The 19,342-nt window shown below is 49.3% G+C and carries 13 protein-coding genes; 4 read left to right on the top strand and 9 right to left on the bottom strand.

What is annotated here, in order from left to right:
- Genes NFR55_RS06590 through NFR55_RS06580 form a run of 3 tightly spaced genes read right to left on the bottom strand, consistent with a single transcriptional unit; the run spans position 1 to position 2,702 of the window.
- Positions 1-900 carry a YitT family protein gene (locus NFR55_RS06590; protein ID WP_251547499.1) on the bottom strand — a complete coding sequence of 300 codons (900 nt, stop codon included), beginning with the start codon at positions 898-900 and terminating at the stop codon, positions 1-3.
- Positions 901-937: 37 nt separating this feature from the next.
- Positions 938-1,873, bottom strand: a complete 936-nt coding sequence (locus NFR55_RS06585; protein WP_251547497.1) for a YitT family protein — start codon at positions 1,871-1,873, stop codon at positions 938-940.
- Positions 1,874-1,883: 10 nt separating this feature from the next.
- Positions 1,884-2,702: an amino acid kinase family protein gene (locus tag NFR55_RS06580; RefSeq protein ID WP_251547495.1), complete on the bottom strand. Its 819-nt coding sequence runs from the start codon at positions 2,700-2,702 to the stop codon at positions 1,884-1,886.
- Positions 2,703-2,817: 115 nt separating this feature from the next.
- Between NFR55_RS06580 and NFR55_RS06575 the strand changes: the two genes are divergently transcribed.
- Complete coding sequence (locus tag NFR55_RS06575; protein ID WP_251547493.1) at positions 2,818-3,699, top strand: ArsR/SmtB family transcription factor; 882 nt, start codon at positions 2,818-2,820, stop codon at positions 3,697-3,699.
- A gap of 142 nt (positions 3,700-3,841) precedes the next feature.
- On the opposite strand, the gene NFR55_RS06570 is transcribed toward NFR55_RS06575, so the two are convergent.
- The 6 genes from NFR55_RS06570 to NFR55_RS06545 all read right to left on the bottom strand — a co-directional run bounded on the left by NFR55_RS06570 (position 3,842) and on the right by NFR55_RS06545 (position 12,810).
- Complete coding sequence (locus NFR55_RS06570) at positions 3,842-4,795, bottom strand: DUF2238 domain-containing protein (protein WP_251547491.1); 954 nt, start codon at positions 4,793-4,795, stop codon at positions 3,842-3,844.
- A 111-nt stretch (positions 4,796-4,906) separates the two neighbouring features.
- Positions 4,907-5,866, bottom strand: coding sequence for a 6-phosphofructokinase (gene pfkA / locus NFR55_RS06565; RefSeq protein ID WP_251547489.1), 960 nt, complete (start codon positions 5,864-5,866; stop codon positions 4,907-4,909).
- A gap of 93 nt (positions 5,867-5,959) precedes the next feature.
- Positions 5,960-6,505, bottom strand: a complete 546-nt coding sequence (locus tag NFR55_RS06560; protein ID WP_251547487.1) for an RNA polymerase sigma factor — start codon at positions 6,503-6,505, stop codon at positions 5,960-5,962.
- 152 nt (positions 6,506-6,657) lie between these two features.
- Positions 6,658-7,473 (bottom strand): GLUG motif-containing protein, encoded by an 816-nt coding sequence (locus tag NFR55_RS06555; RefSeq protein ID WP_251547485.1) that lies wholly within the window; start codon positions 7,471-7,473, stop codon positions 6,658-6,660.
- An 84-nt stretch (positions 7,474-7,557) separates the two neighbouring features.
- Positions 7,558-9,831, bottom strand: a complete 2,274-nt coding sequence (locus NFR55_RS06550) for a leucine-rich repeat protein (protein WP_251547483.1) — start codon at positions 9,829-9,831, stop codon at positions 7,558-7,560.
- Positions 9,832-9,954: 123 nt separating this feature from the next.
- Positions 9,955-12,810, bottom strand: a complete 2,856-nt coding sequence (locus tag NFR55_RS06545) for an InlB B-repeat-containing protein (RefSeq protein WP_251547480.1) — start codon at positions 12,808-12,810, stop codon at positions 9,955-9,957.
- A 236-nt stretch (positions 12,811-13,046) separates the two neighbouring features.
- Between NFR55_RS06545 and nifJ the strand changes: the two genes are divergently transcribed.
- The 3 genes from nifJ (at position 13,047) to NFR55_RS06530 (ending at position 18,973) form a co-directional block, all read left to right on the top strand.
- Positions 13,047-16,577 carry a pyruvate:ferredoxin (flavodoxin) oxidoreductase gene (nifJ, locus tag NFR55_RS06540; protein WP_251547478.1) on the top strand — a complete coding sequence of 1,177 codons (3,531 nt, stop codon included), beginning with the start codon at positions 13,047-13,049 and terminating at the stop codon, positions 16,575-16,577.
- Positions 16,578-16,673: 96 nt separating this feature from the next.
- Complete coding sequence (locus tag NFR55_RS06535) at positions 16,674-18,083, top strand: hypothetical protein (protein ID WP_251547476.1); 1,410 nt, start codon at positions 16,674-16,676, stop codon at positions 18,081-18,083.
- 38 nt (positions 18,084-18,121) lie between these two features.
- Positions 18,122-18,973 carry a DUF3737 family protein gene (locus NFR55_RS06530; RefSeq protein ID WP_251547474.1) on the top strand — a complete coding sequence of 284 codons (852 nt, stop codon included), beginning with the start codon at positions 18,122-18,124 and terminating at the stop codon, positions 18,971-18,973.
- Positions 18,974-19,342 lie beyond the last annotated feature (369 nt).

Here is a 19,342-nt window from a genome sequence, read left to right as displayed (position 1 = left end):
TTACTTGCTCCTTCTGAAATTGCCTATCGTTTCGTTTACCGTTTCCACAAACGAAAACGTGTCGGGATAGTTCTTTATTATATTCTGAAAGTCTATAACCTGATGCTTGCCCACAACGCAAATAAGCACCTCTTTTTCGGCTTTGGTGTACGCGCCCGTGCCGTGCAACCTCGTCGCCGCGCGGTTGAGCTTTTGCAGTATCTCCTGCTCTATATCCTCGGCATGCTGTGTTATAACCACGAATTTATACGCCGTTTTGGAGCCTTTGAGCATAAAGTTGCCCACAAAGCTCGTGGTGAAACTGTAGAGCATGCAAAGCACTACGGGTCGGTAATCGTAAATCAGTTGCCCGTTTTCGCCCGACTCGGCGTACACGAAAAACGACGCCGCCGCAACCGCCGCGTTAATCGCGAACGTCACCCAAAAAAAGTTGAGCCGCGGCACTTTTACGTTAACGAACTTTGCCACAACGTCGGTGCCGCCCGTGCTTCCGTTTCTGCGCACGCACACGCCGAACAAAAATCCGTTTATTATGCCGGCTATAAGGCAGGGAAAAATGGTGTCCACGCCGCCCGCGTCGTACTCGAAACGCGAGGTGTCGAACTGCTGAAGCACAAGGTACGCAACCGAATACACCACCACGAACACGAGCGACTTAACCGAAAACTCGCGGTTTACAAAGAAAAACGCAAGCAAGCAAAGGGGCACGTTTATGATAAGCGAAAACCAGCCTATACTGAAATGCAGTTTGTACTGTATCATTGTGCCTATACCGCTCAGTCCCGCAGGCGCGAAATCGTTGGGCACTATAAACAGTTTGTAATTAAAAGCCATCACCACAGCCAACACCGAAATTATAACGTAGTTGGCTACCTCGGTACGCACCAAGCGTTTATCCATCTTTTTACCTCTTTTCCCTGTTTATCATTTGATTTTATCACAGCTTGTGAGCAGAGCCGAAGCCCTCGCCCATTACCTCGTTTGCGCCGCTCACGTATGCAAACGTGCCCTCGTGCCGCTTGAGTATTTCTCTAAACTGAGTCATCTGCCGCTTGCGCACCACGCATATAAGCAACGCGCTGTCGCTCCCCGTATACATGCCCTTTGCGGGAAGCATGGTAACGCCGCGAGCCAAATTTTCCATAATATCGCGCGAAAGCCCCTCGGGGTCTTTGGTGACTATTTCGAACTTGAGAGCGGATTGGAAGCCCTGCAAAATAACTTCGGTAACTTTGCTTTCAACGTATATCTCTATAAGAGCGAGCATTATGGGCACTATGGGGTTGGGATACACGAATACGGAGGCGAGCACCACAATTCCGTCGAGCACGAATATAAACCAAGCTATGTTGGTGGCGGAATACCTGCGCTGAATTATGGCGGCGAGTATATCCGTTCCGCCGCGGCTTCCGCCGAGCTTGAGCATTATTGCCGAACCCACTCCGCCGAGCACGCCGCCCGCAATTGCGGCTATGGTGCGCTCGCCCGCGTCCGCGCCGAAAAACAAAGGCGGAAATCCCGTCTTTTCTATAAGCACGGTAAGAAGCGACGATAACACTATAGACAATCCCGAAACTATGCCGAACCTCGGGCTAACGAATATCGCGCCCAAAATTATGAACGGCACGTTCATCGCGAGCAAAAAGTAGCCCACGTTGAATTTGAAAATGTATTCCAAAATAGAGGCAACGCCCGTAATGCCGCCGGGCGCGAACGCGTTGGGCACTATAAAACACTGCACGCTGAGTGCCTGCAAAATTCCCGACAGCAATATGCCCGCGGCGGTAAAAGCAAAATCGCGCGGCGTGAGCTTTTTTTTGTTTGTCAAACTGCGCTCCGCCTCGGCGTTATTCAATTGTTGTTTCGTAACCATAAAGCGTTTCCTATTCTTTCACGTATATGCGCGTGGCGGGAGCTTTGCCCGAAAGCACGTCGGCTATATCGTACTCCGCGCTCGCTATTATTACGCGCACGCCGCGGCTTAGGCAGGGCTTTACGTATTCGAGTTTGGCTTTCGCCCCGTTCGCGCCCGCTCGCGACGCCCCTTCGCACAGCTTTTTCGCGTTCTCTATTTTGTCGAGCACCTCCGCCGCCGTAGGCGCGGATATTTCGCTTATGAGCGTTTCGGGACGGCGCACGTCCTCGTATATGCCGCTGAGCGTGGAGAAAATGAGCAAAGTTTTCGCGCCCACCAAACAGGCTATCTGCGCCGCCGTTTCGTCGTTGTCCACAAGTTCCACAACCGCGCTCTTTTCGCCGCGCAACTTGCGTATCTCCATTTTGCGGTTCTCTTCGAACGACACGGCGTCGTTGTAATTTATAATCGGTATAGCGTTTTGCGAGGGCGCGCGCATGAGCATGCGCCTTATGCTCTCGCGCTTGTCGGAGTCGTTGAAATGCGCGTGCTCCACAAGCACCTGCCGCACCGAATATTTGGCGTCGATAAAATTGCGGTAAGTCTGCATGAGTATAGTTTGACCCTGCGAAGCGTAATCCATTTTCACCTCGTCGGGCGAGCCGTCCAGTTCCGCGCCCGAACGGCGTATATAATCCAACCTGCCTATCTCGGTTGCGCCGCTCGACACCCATATCATGCCGGGGCGGAGCTGTGCCGAAAGCCTTGCGAATTTGTTGTAGTCTATATCGTGATGCACGCTGTCGACGAGTGCCATAGACCCTATCTTACCCACCAATTCTATCATAGCTTAATAATGATATCACACCTTAATTGCGGTGTCAAGCAAGGCGGATAATTTGTTTGCGCCTATTTCTCTCATTCGTGTTGCGCAATCGCTTTAAGTGTGGTATACTTAATTCATGAAACACTTTTCCGCGCTCAAAGACGCGTACTCGCTGTGCGAAGCCATAGGCAGCCAGGTGCGCATGGATATACTCTCGGAAATACTCGAGCACCGCTCGATTACTTTGAGCGACCTCGCTCGCAATCTACACCTAACGAACGGTGCGCTCACTCCACACGTGAAAAAGTTGGAAAGCGTGGGACTCATACGAATATCCGAAGAGCCGGGAAAGCGCGGCACTGCAAAAGTTTGCGCAATCGCGCTCGATAAAATACTCATAGACGTAGCTTCTTTCCTTCCCGAAAAATCGCACTCGTTCACCATTCCCGTCGGGCAATACCGAAACGCTTCGTCGGGCAGGCGTTGCGCTCTCGTTGGTGCGCACGGCTTTATAGGCGAAACCGACGACCCTCGGTATTTCACCTATCCCGAACACGCCGATTGCCTGGGGCTGTGGCTCTCGGGCGGCTCGCTCACGTATACGTTGCCCACTCCGCCGCACGCCCAAACGGTTATATCCGAAATTCGTTTTCATTTCGAAATAAGCGCGGTTGCCACACTCGGCGACACTCTTTCGGGCAGAATATCTTTTTATATAGGCGATACCATGCTCGGCTCGGCAACTCTGCCTGACGAAAATCGCGACAGGCGCGGTGCGCTCAATCCCGATTGGTTCGATACGGTTTATCCGCAATACGGCAGTTTGAAAACCCTTTCGGTGAACAGCCGCGGCTGTTTTTGGGACGGCATAAAAATCTCCGAAATCACGCTCGCCGCCCTAAAGGAACTCAAAACCTTTACGCTCGCGAGCAACTCGGGATTTGCGCTGTTCGGCAAAAACCTCGGCGATTACTCCATAGACCTCGGCTACACCGTGGAATACGACGAAGGCTGCTGAAATATTTCACACTGCTCGAGTTCCATGTAAGGGATTGCCGCGTCGGGCTACGCCCTCCTCGCAATGACAAGTTAAACGACGCGTCATTGCGAGCGAGTTTACGAGCAGTCCAATCCCATACATAGAACCCGTACCGTTATTGTCAATCAGTACCCCCCCCCGAATTTTGTTCGGGGTCTTTTTCTTCTTCCGCGTTCTCCGTTTGCTCCATGCCGCTGTCTTCTTCCTCGGTTTCGTAATCCGCGTGTTTCTTTTCGAACTTGGCTTTGGCTTTCTCGAGCGCGACTACGAGTTTTTCGTCACCCGCCTCGGTTGCCTCTTTAATGGCGGTGTCGTAGTCGGTTATCTTGCGGAACAAAAACCTGCTGAAAGCCGGCTTTTTCTTTTTGAGCGTTATGTATCCTATCACGCACACCACGGCGGCGGCAACAGTGGAAACAATCACGTCGCCCATTGTGTCGATTAGCCCGTATCCCTGCGCGGGCGGGTTGCCCACTATGTTCTCGAGATTGGCGGGCGGCAGATACTGTTGCATGTTCGTGCCTATTATGCAGTCGCAGGCAAACTCCAAAATCTCCCACAGCACGGCTATAGCGAGCGCGAAGAAAAAGGAGAACAGCGCAACGAAAAGCGGACTCAGTTTCATGTACGCCGAAGAGGATTTGTTCAAAAAGTTGACGAGCGAAAAGCCGCCTATGGCTATGGCGAGTCCGCTCGTGGTGTGAAGAATTTTATCGAACACCATGCTCTTTTTGTACGCGCCGCCCACTTCGCCCAAAATGAAATGCGCCCAGATGAACACTATTATAAATATGTATATGGCGGGCGGTATATACAAGCCGAACTTTTTCTGCATGAATGTGGGCACGTTCAACAGTATAAGCCCAATCGCGGCGAGCATAAAGTCGGCTATGCTCTTTTCTCGCCCGCTCTTGCCGAAAATTATGCCGAGCAAAGATATGAGCATATTGAGTATTATTATGGACTGAAACACCCAGTACGTGATGCGAACCGCCCTCGTATCGAGTTGCGACGCGTCGATTTCGGCTCTTTTCTCCTTCTTTTCCTTTTTGAGCTTTTTCTTTTCTTCTTCCATTACCTTTTATCTCCCGCTTGATTTTTGCGAACTAAAAGGCTTCGACTCTTATGAATCGAAACCTTTCATCTTCTTTTATTTCATTATTCGAATTTTGCGAACGCACCGCGCCTATCTCGCAACAACGCTTGCCATGTTGTAAAGGTCCAAATCGAATTTCTTCTTCATGGAACAAGCGGTGACGATATCTTCATCGTACAGTTTGTTGTTGCGTATGCCCACAACTCTGTTGCCTATGCCCTTTTCGAGCAGTTGCACGGCGTACACGCCCATGCTCGTACCCAAAAAGCGGTCTTTCATGCTCGGACTTCCGCCGCGTTGCAAGTGACCGAGCACCGTGCTCCTTATGCTCAAGCCCGTGCGTGCGGTTATCTTTTCGGCAAGGTCATCGGCTTTGCCCGCGCCCTCGGCGAGCACCACTATGCCGCTGTGTTTGCCGCGCTGTTTGCTCGCCTCCAACCGTTCGCAAACGCGCACTATATCTATCTTGTGTTCGGGCACGATTATTACCTCCGCGCCGCCGCCCAATCCCGCGTACAAAGCGAGGTCGCCGCAGTTGCGCCCCATAACCTCTATTATGGATACGCGGTCATGACTGCTCATTGTGTCGCGTATCTTATTGATTGCGTCGAGTATGGTGTTGCAAGCCGTGTCGAACCCGAGCGTGTAATCGGTGTACGCAAGGTCGTTGTCTATAGTGCCGGGTATTCCTATAGACGGAAAGCCCAGCTCGCTTATGGCTTTCGCGCCCATAAACGACCCGTCGCCGCCTATAACTATTACGCCCTCTATCCCGTGCTCTTTGAGCTGTTCAACCGCTCGCTTTTGCCCCTCTTTGGTCTTCATTTCGAGGCAACGCGCAGTACGCAAAATAGTGCCGCCGCGCTGTATTATATCCGACACGCTGCGCATGTTCATCTCGAGAAACTTTCCTTCCAAAAGCCCCGCGTAACCGCGCTCTATGCCCATAACTTCCATGCCCGCGAAAATCCCGTACCGTACCACGGCGCGAATTGCCGCGTTCATTCCGGGTGCGTCGCCGCCCGACGTGAGAATTGCTATACGTTTCATTTTAATTCCAGACACTCCTTTACCAAAATGCTCCGATTATATTATACCATTAAAAATAAATTAAAACAACGTTTTAACCTATATATTTTTTATTTATTTTTGTTCGAGCCTTTCGAAATATTCGCGCAACTTTTTCACATTGTCTTTTATTCTCGACTGTATCGCCGATTTGCTCATTCCCACCGAGTCGGCAATTTCTCTTATAGTGGCTTTTTCGTAAAAGCGGAGAAACATTATTTGCCCGTCGGGTTCGCCGAGCGACTCAATTGCCGCTCTCGCGTCAAGCCGAGAGTCGGAGGCGGCAACCTCGCTTTCGGGCAAAGCAACTCCGTCCGTGGCCGAAAGCTCGGACTGCGTTATTTTCCCGTGTTTTTCGTTGTAGGTAAAAGCCGTGTTTTTGGCAATCGTGTACAGCCAATTGTAGCCGTCCTGTTTGCAATCGAAAGAACTTATACTGCGCGCCGCTTTCTCGTAAGTTTCCGCAACCACGTCTTCCGCAAACGACTTGTCGTACAAATACCACTTGGCAACGCCGAGCAAATTTTGCAAAGTACACGAAAACAATTCTTTAAGCCCGCTCTCGTCGCCGAAACGCATCTTTTCCAAACATTTATTCACCTGTTTGCGATACTTCGACATTATAAAACCCTTCTTCCGTAAACGTATTTTATTTGACATATTATAACATATCCGCACGCATAAATCAAGTTAATTGAACACCGAATTTTTAAGTATTACAAAAAAACAACGGACGGTGTTCCCCGCCCGCTGTTTTTTAATGAAATTTTCAATTAAAACCTATACCCAACGTCTGCATTTTTAACATATTGCAATTCGTAATTCGTGGCATAGAGCAAAACATTATTATCTATAATTACACTGCCAAAAGCCGAATTTCCGCTATAAGTTGCGCTATTGCTCAACTGCCCCACGCATTGAGCTATACGGGGCGCGGTAGAACGAGAAGCGGATATACGCATAGCCCACGAAATTACAGCGTAATTTTTGCAACCCGTTACGGTTCCGTTTTTGCGCACAGTGCCGGCAATACCGCCGATGCAAGCATCCAACGCGCTGGCTTTATTATATAATATCTTGCCGTGGTTTTCGCAGTTGATTATTTTTGCACCCTCCATATTAAGTGACGCTATTCCGCCTATATGAGCCGTTCCGCCTATAGAAGCATAGTTCTTGCAATTTTCCACCGTGCCGTAATTATGCCCCGCAACTCCGCCTACATTGTAAAGGCATTCCTTAAACGCAATATCCGTTTCAACATAAGAAGATGAGATTGTCGGTTCATTGATATTTTTGAGAACCTCTACGTTTCTCAACATGCCTTTGTTTACGGCAACCGCACCGCCTATAATGAATGATTTCATTTTATCGGCATTTGCGCTCATTCCTATCGACGGCGAAAAACGCACTCCGTCTATAGTTCCGTAATTGGTTGTTATGAAACCGAAATCACTTTCAATCGCAACATGACTGTAAGTGATTTTGTGTCCGTTGCCGTATAAAGTGCCGTTAAACTCCTCTATAGGTTGCCAATTAGCAAGAAATCTATATTCCAAATCTGTCTTCAAGCTGAATTTCATTCCATTCATAGCGTAATTGCGCAACCACAGAAACTGTCTTTTGGTCCATATCTCATATTCTCCTGCCGAATTACGCGACTCCTCAAAAGTCTTTTAGGTCCAATCCGCTATCATATTAAACGACGCATTATCAAAAGTGTACTGCGAACCGAATTGATAGTTTACTCCGCCCGATTGCCAAACACCCTTATGGCCGCCAAAAAACGGAGAGGGCAACGTAATTTTATCGTTATGTTTCCCTTTCACTTTTTCGGTGCCGCTTCCGTTATTATAGTAAAAAGTAATGCAATACCGCCACTGCGCATATACCGTCATGTTTTCGGCTTTATTCAGTTTATCCGTTGCATTCACATTACAATCGCAGTATTCATTCGTGCTCCAACCTATAAATTCGCAGTCTTTACGAACGGCAACAGGCAAGTCGCCTATAGGCAAACCTTTATGTACGATTTTTTCGGCTATTGTATCCCCGCCTTTGGTTTCAAAAGTGAGTTTATAAGGTATGGGAGTCCATTGCGCGTACAAACTCACAATCGCTCCTTGTGTAGCCGAAAGATTTTTTACAGTCGCGCCGTTTTCATACCGAACACCGCTTCCGTCGGCTTCGGTGTTCCACCCGTCAAATAACCACCCGTCTAAAGAAAAGCCGTTCATAGCCAACGTTCTTTCCACGTCATATGTATGCGTTGTTGTTCCTGTTGCGGACTCCGCAGGAACGTCAATCGGAGAATTTCCATTATATTCCACACTATATTCTATAGCGCGCCAATTTGCATAAAAAGTTTTATCGCCCGACATTCCTCTTATTCTTTCTATCGGTTTGCCCTTGTATTCTCCATTGTCATACCAACCGGCAAATACATACCCCACACGAGTAGCGTCTTTAAGCAGAATATCGTCTATTGATTTATAAGAAACGGGGTTGTCGGCATTCACGCCGCCGCTCAATACGTATGTAATACTATAAGTTGCCTTATAAACAATAATAGTAAAATCACAGCCGGTATCCCACAAAGAATTCCACCCCGCAGGCAAATCGCTTTTTGCATCGTAAGGAACTATTATTTGTTTTTTTACGGTTTCCGAATTCGTCCAACCTGCAAAAACTCCAATACCCACATCGGTAATATTGTTTGTTAAACGCACCTCGGAAAGACTATTCACACCGTCAAAAGCATTATCTTCTATTTTCTTAACCGCTAAAGGCAATACCACTATGCCCGTGCCCGCATATTCACTTGTTATATCTTCTTCCACAACGTCAGAAGACGGTTCTACAAACAAGATATCTTTCACCGCGCAACCATTAAACATGCTTTCGCCTATAGTTTCAATATTATCGGGTAGCACAATCGTATCAACTGACGCCATACCGAAAACGTTTTTCGATGTTTCTTTCGGTTCTTCGTCGACTTGCTCGTCAACATTCTCGTGCGCTATTTCATCACATAAAATAACCGGGCGATTTATAACTACTCTATTTGCGGCAAATTCCATAAATGCCTCAGTACCGATATAGATAGGTTCTTCCGAATATCCCACAGTCAATGTTTTCACATTGTTTAGATTAAAAGCACTTGCGGCTATTCTCATTACCGGATAAGCCTGCGTATCAGCTTCGCCTTTATAACCGGCGGGAATATAAACGTCACAGTCCCCATTTTCAAATAATTGAAAATCCGCTACAACATAGTGTTCGCCCTCCAATCCCATAGATGGATAATCGGGAGCTTCCTCACTATAAGTTTGTACACCGTTTACTTTTTTATATTCTATTTCCGGATTGAAAGAACTGCCGTACTCAATCTCAGCATAAGTATTGCTTGCAACCAAATTCCAATTAGCTGCCCAACCCGGTTGAGCCACATTAACGCGAGCATAAACTTTTACTTGCGGGGCACCGCGAAAAATCGTAGAGCCTATAGACGTAACTGTATTAGGCAAAATTATATATTCCAAACTCTTACAAGAGTTAAATGCGTTTGCGGCAATGCTTTCGGTTTCCGACAACATTATACCGCGCAAATTCGTGCACCCCGAAAATGCCGAATTTCCTATTGCTTTTATAGTCGGCGGGAGTTGTACTTTTTCAAGTTTGGTCGCTTTTGCAAACCCGTTTGTAGCGACCGACGTAACCGTACAAACATTTCCGTCGATTTCGGCTTTTCGAGGAATTCTTACCGTTGTAACGGTTTTATCCAATAGTTTTACGCTACAAGTTGTTTCGCTTGTTTTCACAAAAGCAAGCCCCGACGACTCTTGCGCCCACGCATCGGTTTGCACTCCGAAAACAGTTGCACAACACGCACAAAGCAGCAAAACAAACAACAATAGAACAAAAGTGCTGTTTTTTCTTTTAGTACACATAATTTTACCTCCTCTATGTGTAAATACTTACATAAACGTATACCGAAAAAACAGTGTCTTTGTCCCGATATTTTTGATATTTTTTGTAATTTACAATTATTTCCTTTTTTCTGTTATTTGTTTTTAGCGCACAATCGGAAAATTGTTCTCTATGTTTTTCCAATAAGGCAACTGACCTTCATTCAATGTATCGGCAAGAAAATACATATCTTCGGCGATTTCGTATTTCATTGCTTTATCAACTGCGCCGTCGCTATCCGCAGCATAACCGTTTTGCGCCGCGCCGTTATTATAATACAGCCAATGGCAGTTATATATATCGCCCGCAAACGCTATGCCGTAAGCCGTAATTGCGGAACTTGCGGACACGCTTATTTTGCCCGAAAAGTAGCAATTTACAATTCCGCCGCCGTTTTCAACCGCAATACCCGCAGCGCGCAAATCGCCCGAAACGTTTTCTTCAAACAAAATATCGCATTGAGAATAACAGTTTTTAATCTCGGCGTTGCTTGTATTTACGAACCCGACTCCCTCAGCGTGCGCAGTAACGGTTCCATGCGAATAACAGCGTTCCACAGTGCCGCTCGCGTTCGATATAAAACCGCTCGCAACTTTACCCGAAACGCTTTGACCGCTATAACCGCACTGTCTGATTTCTCCATTGAAAATATTCGCAAACCCGCTTGCATTCTCTGAAGTAACGTTACCCATAGCATAGCAACCGACGGTTTTCGCCGTTATATTATTGCAAAAACCGCTGCCGTCTTTTTCGGCAACCACCACCCCCGTAGCGTAACACAAATTTACCGTTTTATCACTGCTTGCTATGTTTATCGTTTCGGCAAACCCGCCCGCATCGGTTCCGCTAACGTTACCGTTTGCGTAGCAGCCGATTATTCCGCCCGCCGCGCTCTCGGCTTTTCCAATAAATCCGCCCGCTTTTCCTATTTCGGTAATTACGTTTCCCGTTGCATGGCTCGAGCGAACCGCCGCACGGGTTATGCCTATAAAACCGCCTACGCAAGCGTTCATTTCCGACGTTATATTCACCGACGAATGCGAAGAATAATCGCCCGCGCTGTTTTCGTCGGCTTCGCCTATAAAACCACCCGCTACGGCGTTGCACTCGTCCGCCGCCATATCCTCTCTTCTAAGCGTTATTTCGCCTTTGCTCTCGCAGCTCGTTATGTTTCCGCTCGCTTTGCCCGCAAAGCCGCCGACATATACCGAAGAATGCTCCGTTAACCTTATATTCACGTCGGTTGTGCAGTTTCTTGCGTCTCCGAATAGCTTGCCCGCCATACCTCCCACAATCGCTTTTGCAGTCGCATTACCGTAAATGTTGATTGTTGCCGAAACGTTTACGCTATGAACGGTTCCCAAACAAACGCCCGCAAGTGCGCCCGCATATATCTCCCCGTCTCTATTACGATTAGAAAATGAAATACGCAAACCTTCTATTTTCAAACAAGATATCGTCGCATTTTGTCCAACGTATCCGAAAAGCGACGCATAGCCGCTTGGGTCATCATATATATCACAATCTTTTATTGCATATCCGCGCCCGTCGAAATTGCCCTCGAACGGCACGTCGCTGTCGAATACGGGTTTTATGTTCCTGCCGTTCACATCACCGGTAAGCACGTAATTTGCGTTCGGATATCGGCGCATATTCATAAACTGGGAAGACGTAGAAATCACAAAAGGCAATTGCGGCGTGCCGTTGCCGCCCGCAAACAAATCAGTAAACGTTGCGGTAAATACGGTTATTTCTTCGTTAAACTCGCTGTCGCTTCTCGTTATTTCGGTAACTCCGTCCGACCAACACACAAAAGCATACCCGCTTTCCGGCACCGCCGTAACCTCGGTTGTAGAGTTTCCATGCGTTACGATTTGATTTTCCCGTCCGTTAATATACCCGCCCTCGCCCGCCGAATACCTTACGGTATATTCGATTTTTTCGAATTCCGCCATTACTTTCAAATTCTTTTCGATAAGGTCGGTGCGCTCGGCATTCGGCTTACCGTCCGACCACCTTACAAATTTGTACCCCTCGAGCGGTATCGCGGTAACGGAAGTAGCCTGCTCGCCGTAATACGTTTCCTGAAAAGTTTTACCCTCTATATATCCGCCCGTGCTTGCCGAATATTCCGCTTTGTATAATATTTTTTTCGCGGTTCCGTAAAGCGGTTCGCCGCTTTCGTTATAGTAATAGGTTCTGTTCATAACGGCATTGCCGTCCGACCATTTGTCGAATTCGTAACCGGTCTCGAGATAAACGCGCAAATCCTTACCCCTGCCGTCATAATACAAAATTTCCTCGAGCTCTTTTGTTTCCCTACTTGTCATTACTCCGTTTATATTCTCGCAAACCAAAAAATACGCGCCATCGCCCAGCACAAATTTTTGATTTACGCTCTTTGGCGCAAACTCGGCTGTTATCGTTTTATTCTCGCGCACGTTCGTTTCACACCGCGACTGAGCTTTTACACCGTCGCTCCACTGTACGAATTCATAGCCGTATTCCGCCACAGCCGTTACGGCAACGGCATTTTCGCCGTGCGGCACTTTCTGCGTGTGCCCGCCTTCCGAAATTATGTAACCGCCACGTTTGAAAACGTATTCCACGGTATATTCCTTTATTTTGAAATGCGCCGTTACGTCTATTCTGAGGTTAAAGTCGTCGCGCCGAACTTTGTCCGTTTTCCCGTCCGACCACATAACGAATTCGTATCCGTCGTCGGGAATTGCAATTACCGAGTCGCGCGACTTTCCTTTATCGAACGAAACGACCGAAACCGCTTCGCCGTTTGTTTGCTCTATTCTTAATCTTCCGTGTTCGCCCGCGCGATACACCGCTTCTTGCGCTTCGAAACCGCCGTGTCTGCAAAACGGAATAAGAAGCAACAAAAGCAACGTTGTTACAAACACTGCCGCGCCGATTAACCAAACAAACAGTTTGCTCTTAAAGAATTTCATACGCCCTCCTTACCGAATTTTGTCTGCGTTTTTACAAGCAAGCAACTCTCTACATAAGTTATACCCCTAAAAACGCGATTTTGTCCCGAATTTCCGAAAAATATTTTTCCTTATTTTTAATTATATCACACCCACAGCCAAAAATCAATACCTTGTTTTATCACTTGACTATTTCTTCGGTTAGTTTTATAATATATACGTTTGACCAATAACCATATCATTATTTGGAGGTATGTATGAAAAAGATGACCATCGACGGCAACACCGCCGCGTCGCACGTAGCGTATGCGTTCAGCGAAGTTGCCGCAATCTACCCCATCACCCCCTCGTCCCCCATGGCGGAATACGCCGACGAGTGGGCGGCTACGGGCAGAGTGAACATGTTCGGGCAGCCGTTGCGCCTTGCCGAAATGCAGTCGGAAGCGGGTGCCGCGGGCGCGGTGCACGGCAGTTTGACCGCGGGTGCGCTCACCACCACTTACACGGCGAGCCAAGGGCTTTTGCTCATGATACCCAACATGTACAAGATAGCCGGCGAAATGCTGCCCTGCGTGTTCCACGTATCGGCTCGCGCTCTCGCCGCGCACGCGCTTTCCATATTCGGCGACCACGCCGACGTTATGGCTTGCCGCCAGACCGGATTTGCGATGCTTGCGAGCAACTCGGTTCAGGAAGCAATGGACCTCGCGCTTGTGGCTCACCTTGCCACTCTTAAAGCAAAAGTTCCCTTCCTTCACTTTTTCGACGGTTTCCGTACCAGTCACGAAATCAGCAAGATAGACGGAATAGAGTACGACGAAATCAAAAAGCTCGCCGAAGAAGCGGGCATAATGGAAGACATAAAGGACTTTAAGTCCCGCGCTCTCAATCCCGAGCACCCCGTGCAAAAGGGCACTGCGCAAAACCCCGATATCTATTTCCAAAACCGCGAAGCCGCCAACAAGTATTACGACGCCACTCCCGAAATCGTAAAGAACATGATGGAAAAGGTTTACGCGCTCACGGGCAGAAAGTACGAGCTTTACCAGTATTACGGCGCGAAAGACGCAACCGAAATAATCATAATGATGGGTTCGGGTTGCGAAGCCGCCGAAGAAACGGTTGACTACTTGAACGCACGCGGCAAAAAGGTGGGCTTGCTCAAGATACGCCTTTACCGTCCTTTCTCGGTAAAAGATTTCCTTGCCGCAATCCCCGCGTCGGTTAAAAAGATAGCCGTGCTCGACCGCACCAAGGAAGCGGGCGCGCTCGGCGAACCCCTCTACCTCGACGTTTGCTCCGCTCTTTACGAAAACGGCAGAAACGATATAAAGGTTGTGGGCGGCAGATACGGTCTCGGCAGCAAAGAGTTCAATCCGAGCATGGTTAACGCCGTTTACAAAAATCTCGAAGAGGCTCAGCCCAAAAACCATTTCACCGTTGGCATAGAAGACGACGTAACGGGCACCTCGCTCAAAGTAACCGAATTCGTAAACGCTTCCCCCGAAGGCACCGTTCGTTGCAAATTCTACGGACTCGGCTCCGACGGCACGGTAGGCGCGAACAAAAACAGCATCAAGATTATAGGCGACCACACCGACATGTACGCGCAGGGTTATTTCAGCTACGACTCCAAAAAGAGCGGCGGCATAACCATTTCGCACCTTCGTTTCGGCAAGTCCCCCATTAAGAGCACCTACCTTATAGACCAAGCCGACTTCGTTGCGTGCCACAACCAATCTTACGTTACGCGCTACGATATGGTTTCCGACCTTAAAGACGGCGGCGTGTTCCTCTTGAACACCAACTGGACCACCGAACAGCTCGACAGCGAACTGCCCGCGTCCATGAAAAACCAGATTGCCAAAAAGCACATTAAGCTCTACACCCTCGACGCGCTCAAGATAGTTAACGAAATCGGCGCGAAGAAGGGCGTTAACACCGTGTGCCAAGCGGCGTTCTTCAAGCTCGCGGATATCATTCCCTACGAGCAAGCCGCCGACTACATGAAGCAGATGATTAAAAAGGCGTACGGCAAGAAGGGCGACGCGGTAGTAAACATGAACTACGCCTGCGTAGACAACGCCATAGCCGGACTCGTAGAGGTTAAATATCCCGCGTCGTGGGCAACCGCAAACAACGGCGCGGCGGCAGTAAACACCACCGACGACAAGTATTTCAACAATTTCGTTAAACCCATAATAGCGCAAGAGGGCGACAAACTCCCCGTATCGGCGTTCGAAGCCGACGGCACCGTACCCACCGGCACGACCAAGTTCGAAAAGCGCGGCATTGCGCCCATAGTTCCCAAGTGGATACCCGAAAACTGCATACAGTGCAACCAGTGCTCGCTCGTTTGCCCGCACGCTTGCATCCGTCCCGTACTCGCCGACGACAAGCAAGCGGCAAAAGGCGGCAAGAACTTTGTTACCAAGCCCGCAACGGGACTCGAAGGGCTCAACTACCGCATGCAGGTTTCGCCGCTCGACTGCACGGGTTGCTCGAGCTGTGCGAACGTGTGCCCCGCCAAAGAAAAGGCCCTCAAAATGGTACCGCTCGAAGAAAGCCTCAAAACCGAGGAAGCCAACTGGGAATACTCCGTTAAGCTCCCCGTTCGCGACGTGTCCACCAAGTTCAAGCCCGAGTCGGTAAAAGGCAGTCAGTTCCGTCAGCCTTTGTTCGAATTCTCGGGAGCTTGCGCGGGTTGCGGCGAAACGCCCTACGTTAAACTCATAACCCAGCTGTTCGGCGACAGAATGGTTGTTGCCAACGCCACGGGTTGCTCGTCTATATACGGCGGCTCCGCCCCCACCTGCCCTTACACCACAAACGCCGAAGGCAACGGTCCGGCATGGGCGAACAGTCTGTTCGAAGACAACGCCGAGTTCGGCTACGGCATGAACCTTGCCTACAAGGCTCGCAAAGAAAAACTCGTTTCGGACGTGAAAGCTGCTATCGCGGCGGGCGCGGACGGCGCAATGAAAGACGCGCTCGAAGATTGGCTTAAAAACAGCGACGACGCCGAGGGCAGCAAGAAATCGGCGGCGGCAGTCAAAGCGGCTCTTCCCGCGGCAATCAAATCCGCAAAAGGCGAGCTCAAAACCGCTCTCGCCGCGGTTAAAGACGCCGAGGACGTGCTCGTTAAAAAATCCGTTTGGATTTTCGGCGGCGACGGTTGGGCGTACGATATCGGTTACGGCGGACTCGACCACGTGCTCGCCTCTGGCGAAGACGTTAACGTGCTCGTTGTAGACACCGAGGTGTACTCCAACACGGGCGGACAGTCGAGTAAGTCCACCCCCACCGGCTCGGTTGCCAAATTCGCGGCTTCCGGAAAGCGCACCAAGAAAAAGGACCTCGGCATGATGGCTATGTCTTACGGCTACGTGTACGTGGCGCAAGTGGCTATGGGCGCGAACCAAAGTCAGGTTATAAAGGCAATCGCCGAAGCGGAGGCGTACCACGGTCCCAGCCTTATAATCGCTTACGCAACCTGCATAAACCACGGCATAGATATGTCTAACGGTCAGGCGGAAATGAAGAAAGCGGTCGAGTCCGGATATTGGCAGCTTTACCGCTACAATCCCGAGCTTGCCGAGCAGGGCAAAAACCCGTTCTCGCTCGACAGCAAAGACCCCACGGGCAACTATCAGGAATTCATAGCCGGCGAAACCCGTTACAAGAGCTTGCAAAAGACTCACCCCGAAATCGCGCAACAACTCTTCGAACGCGCCGAGGTTGAAGCCAAAGCAAGACTCGAAACCTACAAGAAAAAAGCAAGCAACTAATCGGCTCGCAAAAGGAAAGACTCCGATACGTCGGAGTCTTTTTCGTTGCGTTTATTTTAGTTGCAAATTGCGAAGATATGGCGTATAATTGTGCGTATGAATTTGTCCGCACAAACAAAAAACAAGCTCGACCCGCGCAATATAATAATTATAGCGTGCGCGGCTGTGTTCGCCGTTTATTGGCTGTTTAACTTTCGCGTTTTCCGCGTTCCGCATAGCGGTATTGCCGACTGCCTGTTTATTTACTCGGCTACTCTGTTGCCGCTCGCGGCTATATTCGCGGTTGCCGCAAAGTCGCTCGGAAAAAGCAAACGACTCGCGGCTGTTGCGGTTTTGCTCGGCGCGTCTTATATTTTGCGCGTGCTGTTCGCGAATTTCGAAAGCGGCGACTACGCCATACTCACGAGTTGGGTGGCGGAATATAAAACGCTGTCCGTAAAAGACTGTTTCGTAAAGCAAGTGGGCAACTATCCGCCGCTTTATAACTACTTTTTGATAATGTTTTCCCGACTGCCGCTATCCGACCTCTATTTAATCAAAACTCTTTCGTTCTATTTCGAGATAACAACGGCGGTGTTCGCGGTAAAACTCGTTGCGCTCGTTCGCAAAGAAAACTTTTCGTTTGTAATTCTCGGCATGTTTTTGGTTTTGCCCGTCTTTCTCGCAAACTCCTCGCAGTGGGCGCAGTGCGACGCGCAGTATACCATGTGCGCGGTTGCGGCGGTGTATTTCGCGCTCAAGCACAAATCCGTACCCTGCTACGTTTTCATAGGCTTGGGACTCGCTTTCAAAATGCAATTCCTGCTCGTTTTGCCCGCGGGACTGGTAATTTTGCTGTCGAAAGACCAAAGCGGAAAGCCGTACTTGCTGTGGCGGTGGATATGGCTCGCGCCCGTAGTTTTCTTTGCCGCAAGCGGACTGCCCGCGCTGTTCGGCGGAAGTTTCTTCAAAGTAATCAAGGTTTACCTAAACCAATCCACGGCGGGAAACGCCGTACACAACATAAACGGCATGTGCGCAAATCTTTCCCTGCCCTTTTACCACGTGCCCAAAGGCACACCCGCCTATTACGCACTGCTCGCGCTGTTCTTGTGCCTTACCGCCGCGGCGGATTCGCTCATAATAGTTTACGCGCTCCGCGTTTCCAAGCGCACGCTCTCGGCGCAACAAGCCGTTTTCCTGTGCGCTCTTTTGCCGCTCGTATCGGTATTCTTCATGCCCAAAATGCTCGACAGATTTTACTACCTCGCCGAAACCTTTCTCGCCGTGTATCTCTCGGTTAAGCGCGACAAAGATATGCTCGCCGCCTTTTGCCTGCTCGAAACGGGACAGTGGCTGGTATACATGCGAGCGTTCACGCCCGAAAAGTTCTTTATCATGAAAAACGCGTTTATCGTAGCTCCGCTGTTTATAGCTTTTTCGCTATTCTTTGCGGCGCGAAGATATTTTACGGAGTTTGCTCGCACTCAACCGAACGAAAGCTCGGAGATTGACAAAACCGCATAAATATTGTATAATAGCAAAAAACCGAAGAGGACTTAAAAATGAGGGAAAAGATATCACACAACACCTACGACTGCGAACGCGCACTCTATCACCTCGTAGACGCCGACGTGCAAAGCTGTATTTTCGCAGGCCCTGCCGACGGCGAGTCCGCGCTCAAAGAGTGCCGCAACATAGCGGTTACCGACTGTTCGTTTTCGCTCCGCTATCCGCTGTGGCACGCGCAAAACTTTACCGTTGAAAACTGCTTTTTAGACGAAAAGACCCGCGCCCCGCTTTGGTACTGCACAAGCGGACAAATGCGCAATTGCACAATAGACGGAATTAAAACCCTACGCGAGTGCTCGGGCGTAAGTTTGGAGAACTGCTCGGTTCGCTCCCCCGAATTCGGTTGGCGTTGCCGCGATATAGAAATAAAAAACTGCGTTATGGACTCGCAGTACTTTTTGTTCGAAACCGAAAACGTAAAAATAGACCGACTGCGCATGCAGGGAAAATATTCGTTTCAGTACATGAAAAACGTGGAGATATCTCACAGCTATCTCGACACCAAAGACGCGTTTTGGCACTGCGACAACATAACCGTGAAAAACTCCACGCTAAAGGGTGAATATCTCGGCTGGTACTCGAACGGCTTAACCCTTATAAACTGCGAAATTATAGGCACGCAACCGCTGTGCTACTGCAAAAATCTTAAGCTCGAAAATTGCACCATGACGGGTTGCGACCGCGCGTTCGAATATTCCGACGTTTACGCCGATATAAAAGGGCGCATAGACTCGGTGGAAAATCCCAAGTCGGGCAAAATAGTCGCCGACTCCGTAGGAGAAATAATCCGCGGCAACGAGGCCACGGACTGTTTCGGAGAAGTCGTGATACGCAAAATTAAGTAATTGCCCGCGGCAATCCCCCCCCTCGGTTTCAATGTCATTGCGAGCGAGTTTACGAGCGTGGCAATCCCCTACATGGAACAAGTACAGTATCTGCCGCTTTCTCATGGCTGAGATTGCTTCGTCGCTCCGCTTCTCGCAATGACATGTAAAACCCGGTTCCCCTGTCATTGCGAGGGTGCATATTCGTTCCCCTGTCATTGCGAGGGTGCTTGCACCCGCGGCAATCTCCCCCCTCGGTTTCAATGTCATTGCGAGCGAGTTTACGAGCGCGGCAATCTCATACATGGAACATGTACAGTATCTGCCGCTTTCTCATGGCTGAGATTGCTTCGTCGCTCCGCTTCTCGCAATGACATGTAAAACCCGGTT

Origin of the sequence: Pumilibacter intestinalis (assembly GCF_943193005.1) — a bacterium.
Taxonomy (GTDB): domain Bacteria; phylum Bacillota; class Clostridia; order Christensenellales; family Pumilibacteraceae; genus Pumilibacter; species Pumilibacter intestinalis.
The sequence above is the reverse complement of the archived record's forward strand: the minus strand, read 5'-3'. Positions and strand labels throughout refer to the sequence as shown.

Bases quoted from the DNA above. Each gene is read 5' to 3' on its own strand.
- NFR55_RS06530 (WP_251547474.1), top strand. From the start codon at position 18,122: ATGAGGGAAAAGATATCACACAACACCTACGACTGCGAACGCGCACTC.
- NFR55_RS06585 (WP_251547497.1), bottom strand. From the start codon at position 1,873: ATGGTTACGAAACAACAATTGAATAACGCCGAGGCGGAGCGCAGTTTG.
- pfkA (WP_251547489.1), bottom strand. From the start codon at position 5,866: ATGAAACGTATAGCAATTCTCACGTCGGGCGGCGACGCACCCGGAATG.
- NFR55_RS06545 (WP_251547480.1), bottom strand. From the start codon at position 12,810: ATGAAATTCTTTAAGAGCAAACTGTTTGTTTGGTTAATCGGCGCGGCA.
- nifJ (WP_251547478.1), top strand. From the start codon at position 13,047: ATGAAAAAGATGACCATCGACGGCAACACCGCCGCGTCGCACGTAGCG.
- NFR55_RS06550 (WP_251547483.1), bottom strand. From the start codon at position 9,831: ATGTGTACTAAAAGAAAAAACAGCACTTTTGTTCTATTGTTGTTTGTT.
- NFR55_RS06570 (WP_251547491.1), bottom strand. From the start codon at position 4,795: ATGGAAGAAGAAAAGAAAAAGCTCAAAAAGGAAAAGAAGGAGAAAAGA.
- NFR55_RS06590 (WP_251547499.1), bottom strand. From the start codon at position 900: ATGGATAAACGCTTGGTGCGTACCGAGGTAGCCAACTACGTTATAATT.
- NFR55_RS06555 (WP_251547485.1), bottom strand. From the start codon at position 7,473: ATGAATGGAATGAAATTCAGCTTGAAGACAGATTTGGAATATAGATTT.
- NFR55_RS06535 (WP_251547476.1), top strand. From the start codon at position 16,674: ATGAATTTGTCCGCACAAACAAAAAACAAGCTCGACCCGCGCAATATA.
- NFR55_RS06580 (WP_251547495.1), bottom strand. From the start codon at position 2,702: ATGATAGAATTGGTGGGTAAGATAGGGTCTATGGCACTCGTCGACAGC.
- NFR55_RS06575 (WP_251547493.1), top strand. From the start codon at position 2,818: ATGAAACACTTTTCCGCGCTCAAAGACGCGTACTCGCTGTGCGAAGCC.
- NFR55_RS06560 (WP_251547487.1), bottom strand. From the start codon at position 6,505: ATGTCGAAGTATCGCAAACAGGTGAATAAATGTTTGGAAAAGATGCGT.